The 7,078-nt window shown below is 29.5% G+C and carries 8 protein-coding genes; all 8 read left to right on the forward strand.

Annotated features, from left to right (window positions below):
* The first annotated feature begins 267 nt into the window (after positions 1–267).
* The 8 genes from ACVCXO_RS00555 to ACVCXO_RS00590 all read left to right on the forward strand — a co-directional run bounded on the left by ACVCXO_RS00555 (position 268) and on the right by ACVCXO_RS00590 (position 6,781).
* Entirely contained in the window at positions 268–789 is a 522-nt protein-coding gene (locus ACVCXO_RS00555; RefSeq protein WP_452227651.1) for a hypothetical protein, read from the forward strand.
* A 207-nt stretch (positions 790–996) separates the two neighbouring features.
* Positions 997–1,641: a porin family protein gene (locus ACVCXO_RS00560; protein WP_452227652.1), complete on the forward strand. Its 645-nt coding sequence runs from the start codon at positions 997–999 to the stop codon at positions 1,639–1,641.
* 185 nt (positions 1,642–1,826) lie between these two features.
* On the forward strand, positions 1,827–2,306 hold the full coding sequence (locus ACVCXO_RS00565) for a hypothetical protein (protein WP_452227653.1): 480 nt from the start codon (positions 1,827–1,829) through the stop codon (positions 2,304–2,306).
* Between the two features lie 164 nt (positions 2,307–2,470).
* Positions 2,471–3,133 (forward strand): hypothetical protein, encoded by a 663-nt coding sequence (locus ACVCXO_RS00570; RefSeq protein WP_452227654.1) that lies wholly within the window; start codon positions 2,471–2,473, stop codon positions 3,131–3,133.
* A 151-nt stretch (positions 3,134–3,284) separates the two neighbouring features.
* On the forward strand, positions 3,285–4,112 hold the full coding sequence (locus ACVCXO_RS00575; protein ID WP_452227655.1) for a hypothetical protein: 828 nt from the start codon (positions 3,285–3,287) through the stop codon (positions 4,110–4,112).
* A gap of 104 nt (positions 4,113–4,216) precedes the next feature.
* Positions 4,217–5,380, forward strand: a complete 1,164-nt coding sequence (locus ACVCXO_RS00580) for a serine hydrolase domain-containing protein (RefSeq protein WP_452227656.1) — start codon at positions 4,217–4,219, stop codon at positions 5,378–5,380.
* Positions 5,381–5,555: 175 nt separating this feature from the next.
* Positions 5,556–6,104, forward strand: a complete 549-nt coding sequence (locus ACVCXO_RS00585) for a hypothetical protein (protein ID WP_452227657.1) — start codon at positions 5,556–5,558, stop codon at positions 6,102–6,104.
* A 164-nt stretch (positions 6,105–6,268) separates the two neighbouring features.
* The gene (locus ACVCXO_RS00590; RefSeq protein WP_452227658.1) at positions 6,269–6,781 is read left to right on the forward strand and encodes a hypothetical protein; all 513 of its coding nucleotides are present in this window, start codon (positions 6,269–6,271) and stop codon (positions 6,779–6,781) included.
* Positions 6,782–7,078: the final 297 nt, after the last annotated feature.

The following is a 7,078-nucleotide window of genomic DNA, read 5'->3' on the forward strand; positions in this document are numbered from 1 at the left end:
CAGAATTCCTAAATTATATTTATATAAAAATTTAAACATCTGAACTCTGGCTAACTATGAAAAGACCTATAGATAACAACGTATATAATTAATGGCTAGTTATAGCTTGCTTACGAAAATCTTTGCAGATTTTCTATTCCGTTTTTATTTACTAAATTAGGTGCTGAAACACGCCACTAATCATATACAAACACGTTGGCAATAATTAAAATGAACATCGAAAATTTTATCACAAATAGAAAATCAATTGAAAAATTGACATCGGAAATGACCGAAATAGAAAGTGACGGATGGGAAACTAAATATATTGACAAAAGAGACAAATCGGAATGGTTAAAAATTCAACTTGATTCGGAATATCACGGAGGCGGAAATCCAATATTATTCAAGTTTCCAAAACCAACTCAATCTGAATTAATTAAAATTTTGGCAAAATCAACTGACTTGAATCAAATTTCTGCTATTTCTTGTCTATTAAAGGAATTTGAATTTGACGAATCTGACAATCACCACGAATATCGTGAGGAACTAATAATCGAATTGGAAAATATAATTAATGAAGACAATTTTAAGTTCAACGGATTTGAAAAAAAACGATTGATGACAATTATTCACGATAGCGATTTGAATTTTATAAATAACCAAAGAGAGAGTTTAGGAAAAAAATATAGTGAGGTTGAAAATGATTATCAATATTATAAAAACATTGCTGAAAGAGCAGAAAAAATAATCACGCTTTTGAATAAAAATAATTCAATATGGAAAAGAATTAAAACATCGTTTAATTAGTAAAACATAGAACGGAATTCCGAATTGAAAATAAATAACTATTGCCAACACCGTATATAATTAATGGCTGGTTTTAGCTTGCTTACGAAAACCCTTGCGGATTTTCTATTCGGTTTTTATTTGCTAAATTAGGTGCTTAAACACGCCACTAATCATATACAAACACGTTGGCAAACATTAGAACTCACTCAAAACTATAATACTTATATGAACAAAAGTAAATTATCATTAATCGTGTTAGGATTAATATTTTCAATGAATTTAAGTGCTCAAAATGAAATTAAAATTGGAATAAATGCGGGAATTAACTATCCAGATATTAGAGGAAACGAATTGGCCAAAAATAGTATCTTTAAAGTAGGATATTTATTCGGAGTTACGTTTGACTATTATCTAAAAGAAAAACTATCCTTAAAGTTGAACATCAACTACGAAAGGAAAATAGAGAAACTGCAACTGACATACTTTAATAATGAAGTCCAAGAAATTGGAAAGGAAAATTTCAGAAATATATATGAATATATAAATGTACCTATTCTATTAAAATATGAATTTGGAAATTCAAAATTTTTCGCAAATGGTGGTCCATTTTTTAACTATTTATTAAATAATAAAATTGAGCCAGATTATCCGATTGACAATAGTGATTTTTCATCAGAACAGAAAAAAATTGATTTCGGACTCTCTATTGGAATTGGAACGAATATTTCTCTTAATGAAAAAAACGCCTTAACTATTGAGATTAGAGATGATTTTGGTGTTATAGATACAGGTGATGTCCCAAAAACCACTGAAGGAACAGTAAAAACTAATACTATAAAATTAATATTAGGTTGGAATTTAGGAATATAATAACGATTTGCCAACACCGTATATAATTTATTGCTAGTTCTAGCCTGCTTACGAAAACCCTCGCGGATTTTCTATTCGGTTTTTATTTACTAAATTACGTACTTAACCACGCAACAAACCATATACAAACACGTTGTGCGTCATTTGAGCGAACAACTCTGAGAATCGGAATTAAATTAGAAAAGATGGAAAAATTAAAATTGCCTTATTTTAAAGAAGAAATTGATATTCATAATTTGCAGGACGAATATGAAACTGAACTTGAATATAATGGAAAAGAAATCAATGTTTTTCTAAATGAAATGCAAATTGCTGATAAAGAACAATTCAATATAATAAAAAACGTGTTAGAAAATTTACCTGAATTTGATAAACAAAATAGAAGTTTTATAACAAATGATTTTGAAAATACGAGTGGAAATACATTTGAATATTTGTCTTATCATTTAGAAGAATTGGAGGATGATTTTGAAGATATAATAGATTCTGACGACACAGAAATAAATAATTTAGTAAAATTAATGCACTTACTGAAAATAGTAACAATCAGTTTTTATTCCGATTTGGTTGTATTTGATTATTGTTTAGATGATGAAATATCTGACCAATTATTAGTCGTTAATATGAATCGACAGAAAAATTTATCTATTGCTTGGGAAAGTTAAATGTAAAAAAAACGAACGCACAACACCGTATATAATTTATTGCTAGTTCTTGCCTGCTTACGAAAACCCTCGCGGATTTTCTATTCGGTTTTTATTTGCTAAATTTAGTGCTTAAACACGCAACAAACCATATACAAACACGTTAGCAAACATATGACCAACCAATGAAAATCTTAAAAACCTTCATATTCCTACTTCTGATTTTTAGCTGTTCAAATAAAGAACAGATTTCGGAATTTGAAAAAATTTTAGGAAAAGAAAATAGCGAAACTTTGACTTTAATGGTTTCAGATTTTGAAAACGGATTTTTAAAAACTAAATATCCCGAACTTACCAACGAGCAGGCTTACGAAAGACTTCTGACTGAAATGCGTGACAGTAAATCTCAAAGCTGGAACAAACTGCCGAAGTTTGACAAATCTCGTTTTGAAAAAAGTCATTTAAAACACGAAATCTATAGTTACGTGGATTCAGTTTGGATAGAAACAAATGAAGACCCAAAGATTGTTAGGCAATACAAATACTTGGACATAGATACTTTTAGAAAAAGAAAATCTTGGACTTCGTACAGAACTCAAGATGAAAAAAATAAGGATTCTATTATGCGAAATTTTTACACTTGGACTGACCTAAATTATAACGGACGATTTTGGTTAGCACTGAAAGAAACTTGCCCAAAAAATAGATTTATAACCGATTATTTAGACATTGCGAATTCTGCTGGACCTGTTCAACCCGAAATAATGGTAAATAGAATGTTGGATTCGAATCTGAATTACTCTGACTATTTTATAAAAAGAATAATTGTAACTGGAATAAGTTACTGAAATAAATACGTTTGCTAACACCGTGTATAATTCATTGCTAGTTCTAGCCTACTTGGAAATTCCTTCGGAATTTCCTCTGGTTCGTTTTCTTTTGCTATTTTAGTTACTTAAACACGCAACGAAATCATACACGAACACGTTGTGTACAATTATGAGAAACTTTCTGCTTATCATTTTAATTTCTGTTTCTACTTCGAGTTTTTCGCAAGTAAGAATTGACTCATCCGAAGTTAAATCTATAAGATATGAATGGAACATTAATCCGAAAACAAACGATACTACTCTTTGGACGCAACTAACTGAATACAAAAGTGGATTTTTCTATGAGAAATTGGAATTTTTAAATGATTCATCCAAGTTTGGGCATTTTTTCATTTCGACCGGAAAGTTTTCAGACGTAAAACAAAAATGGAATTATAAAAACTATGAGGTTGGAATGGGAAATGGAATAATAAAAACCTATTATGACAATTATCAAAATCCTGACAGTATTGTTTTATTAAAGTACGAACCTGATTTTAAAAGAATCACAACCACTATACAAAAAGAATATAGGAGAAAAGGCAAACTAAACTTCATAACAGATTTAGACGGAAAGAATTATTACAAATACAATCTATTTGGAAAACTTAACCGAATTGAACATTATAGAGATTCTGTTTTATATAGAATAAGTGATTTCAAAAACGGACTTTTGATTTCCGAAACTTTTCCGACCAGAAAAAAATATCGAAAAAAATTCACTTACGAATACGATAAAAAAGGTCATTTAATAAAAAGAGATGACAGCGACCACGAATTTTACCGATATGAATACAACGAATTTGGAATAAGTAAAATTGAGAAAGTTTATAAGAAAAAAAATGTTGTCATAGAATATACTCAATTCATTTATGACAAAAACGGAAAACTTAAAAGTAAAAAAGAGTTTGCTCGAATGGAAAAATTGAGAAATGAATTTATATATGAATACGAATAAATAACTGTACACAACACCGTATATAATTTATTGCTTGGTTCTCGCTTACTTACGAAAGTCCTCGCGGACTTTCTTGGTCGGTAATTATTTACTAAATTAGTTGCTTGAAACACGCAACAAACCATATACAACAACGTTACCCAACATTTAAAAACTCACTCAAAACTGAAAAAAATCAGAGTATGTATCAATCAATGAAATTATTTATTTTATTCATATTTATTTTCAATTTTAGTTTTTCTCAACAGAATAATAAATGGTTAGATTCATTAAGTAATGACTATATATCCAAATATAATTTTGTTGGAATGACTGTCTCGATTGTTCAACAAGATTCTATATATTATGGTGTTGCTGGAACATTAAAATATAATCACAATCAAAAGATAACTTTACAAAACAACTTCTTTCTTGCTTCCTTAACCAAATCATTTACTTCTTTAATTGCAAAAAAAATGGAAGAAGACAGTTTAATTAGTTTTGATACAAGATTTTTTGACGTGTTTCCAGAATTATTACAAATTAAAAACGCTGATAAATATTCACAAATCACTTTGGGCGAATTACTCTCTCATAAAGCTAGAATTAATGATTTTTATATTTATAATAAAACTAAAATAGATTCTGATTTAACAAAATCAAATAAAAGGTATGAACTAGCTAAATTATCATTAACAAAATCTCGAAAACCTAAAAACACCTATTCTAATGTTGGTTATATAATGACTGGATTAATGCTAGAAAAAACAGCAGGAGTTGATTTTGAAATTTTAATGAATAAAACTCTAGATTCTTTATCATTGAATTATTCAGTTGGATATCCAAACATAAATAATGAAAACGATACTTGGGGACATAATATGTCATCAAATGATAAAAATATATTCAACCTATCCGAAGATAATTATTATTCGGATTTCCAGCTACCTTGTTGGGGATTATCTATGTCAACTTTTGAGTACTCATTGTATGTACAATTACACTTAAATGGATTATTAGGTAAGGAAAATTTTTTAAAGAGTACGAGTTACAAGCAATTACATAACTCATTTAAAAAATGGAACTATGGTTGGGAATCAGATAAATTAGATTCTTATAGCATTAGTACTCACGACGGAAGTGGAGATGTGTTTTTTGGTAGAACAGCTATAGTGCCAGATGAAAAGGTTGCAATTATAATTCTATTTAATCAGAGACCAACAAATTCAAGTGAGATAAATAAATTTATAGAGTACCTTATCAAGAATTACAAACAGCATTTGAATTAGGAACAATCTGAATAGTGAAAAAACGTTGGGTAACACCGTATATAATTTATTGCTAGTTCTAGCCTGCTTACGAAAACCCTCGCGGATTTTCTATTCGGTTTTTATTTGCTAAATTACGTTCTTAACCACGCAACAAACCATATACAAACACGTTGGCAACAATGTCCAAGAACCTATGAACAAAGTATTAATCATTTTTCTAATAATCGGATTTTACTCTTGCGGAGAAAAACAAAAATCTAAAAAGAAAACGGAAAGTGTAAAAATTGAAAAGTCAGTTTCTGAACTTAAAGACTTCGAGTTAATTAAAGATTTTGAAAAAAATAAAGCGGAATTTGGGACTGACACTTTTGAACTTAGCGACCATTCTGCTGATGGTGGCGAATTAACAGTATTCCACGATAAAAACTTCGATTATGTCGTTTATGACTTTTGGCTGTATGGAGAAACTGGAAAACTGAATTATACTTATTGGACGGAAAAAAACGGAAAGATGGTTTTTAAATTCGTCAAGCAGTTAAAATACGAATATGACAAGCCATACTATGTGGAAGGCTATAAAACGGATTCTATAGTTCGTTATTTATCGTATTCTGATTCAAAAACTAAACTATTTGATATAAACAAAACGGAAATCACAAAAGCTGAACAAATTGAAAAAAGTAAAACGGAATTAGAATTATTTTTCCGAGATGTGATTAAAGGAATTGAATTAATAAAATAAAACACAGTTGCCAACATCGTATAAAAATAATGCTTAGTTTAGTGCTTAATCAAGAGTCCGTGCGCTTTTGCTACGTCTGATTTTCCTGCGGAAAATCCTCGCATACAAACCCGCAACTATTCTTATACATAAACGTTACCTGCAAGCTAAAACCAACATCGAGAATGCCGAAAATTCTGTTCTTTTTACTAACAACATTGCTTTTATCTTGCAATTCGGAATCTGATATTAATGAAATAAAATACTGGACTTATAAAATTGATTATGATTTTAAAGACACCCGAAATACATTAAAACCGATTGGACAAATTGAATTTTTGAGAACGAAATCTATACCTGACAAATTAAGGAAAGAAGTTTATAATGAGCCTTGGTTTCCTGCAATTGACTTTGAAATTTATAATCTTTCGGACTTAAAATATTGCGAAGAAGTTTCAAAAAAAACAAAATTTACCTCAAGTTGTGTTGATGAAAGTATTGGAGGAGATATAATTATTGTTGGAAACTATATTTTTATCAATACTTGGGCTTGTGTAAATTGCGTTGGAACAAAAAATGGAACGGATTTTTGCCGACCGATTCTGAATAATATACTATCGAAATTGAATTTAACCGAAAGCAGTACTTTAAAAGATATTGACAAAGAAATCGGAATGAAAATAAAACGAGCGGAATAAAGCCAGCAGGTAACATCGTGTATAATTCATTGCTAGTCCTAGCCTACTTGGAAATTCCTTCGGAATTTCCTCTGGTTCGTTTTAGTTTACTAATTTAGTTGCTGAAACACGCAACGAAATCATACACAAACACGTTAGCATACATATGAGAAACACACTCCGAATTCAATAACTTAACGCAACAAATCTAAATTTATAGATTTGTTACAATGGAAGTAAAAAAACATAAACGACTTACCTTAAAGGAGAGAATTCAAATAGAGACTCTTTTAAACGAAAACAACACTAAAGCTTACA

The sequence above is a fragment of the Lacinutrix sp. MEBiC02404 genome (assembly GCF_053601575.1).

Bases quoted from the DNA above. Each gene is read 5' to 3' on its own strand.
- ACVCXO_RS00555 (WP_452227651.1), top strand. From the start codon at position 268: ATGACCGAAATAGAAAGTGACGGATGGGAAACTAAATATATTGACAAA.
- ACVCXO_RS00560 (WP_452227652.1), top strand. From the start codon at position 997: ATGAACAAAAGTAAATTATCATTAATCGTGTTAGGATTAATATTTTCA.
- ACVCXO_RS00565 (WP_452227653.1), top strand. From the start codon at position 1,827: ATGGAAAAATTAAAATTGCCTTATTTTAAAGAAGAAATTGATATTCAT.
- ACVCXO_RS00570 (WP_452227654.1), top strand. From the start codon at position 2,471: ATGAAAATCTTAAAAACCTTCATATTCCTACTTCTGATTTTTAGCTGT.
- ACVCXO_RS00575 (WP_452227655.1), top strand. From the start codon at position 3,285: ATGAGAAACTTTCTGCTTATCATTTTAATTTCTGTTTCTACTTCGAGT.
- ACVCXO_RS00585 (WP_452227657.1), top strand. From the start codon at position 5,556: ATGAACAAAGTATTAATCATTTTTCTAATAATCGGATTTTACTCTTGC.
- ACVCXO_RS00590 (WP_452227658.1), top strand. From the start codon at position 6,269: ATGCCGAAAATTCTGTTCTTTTTACTAACAACATTGCTTTTATCTTGC.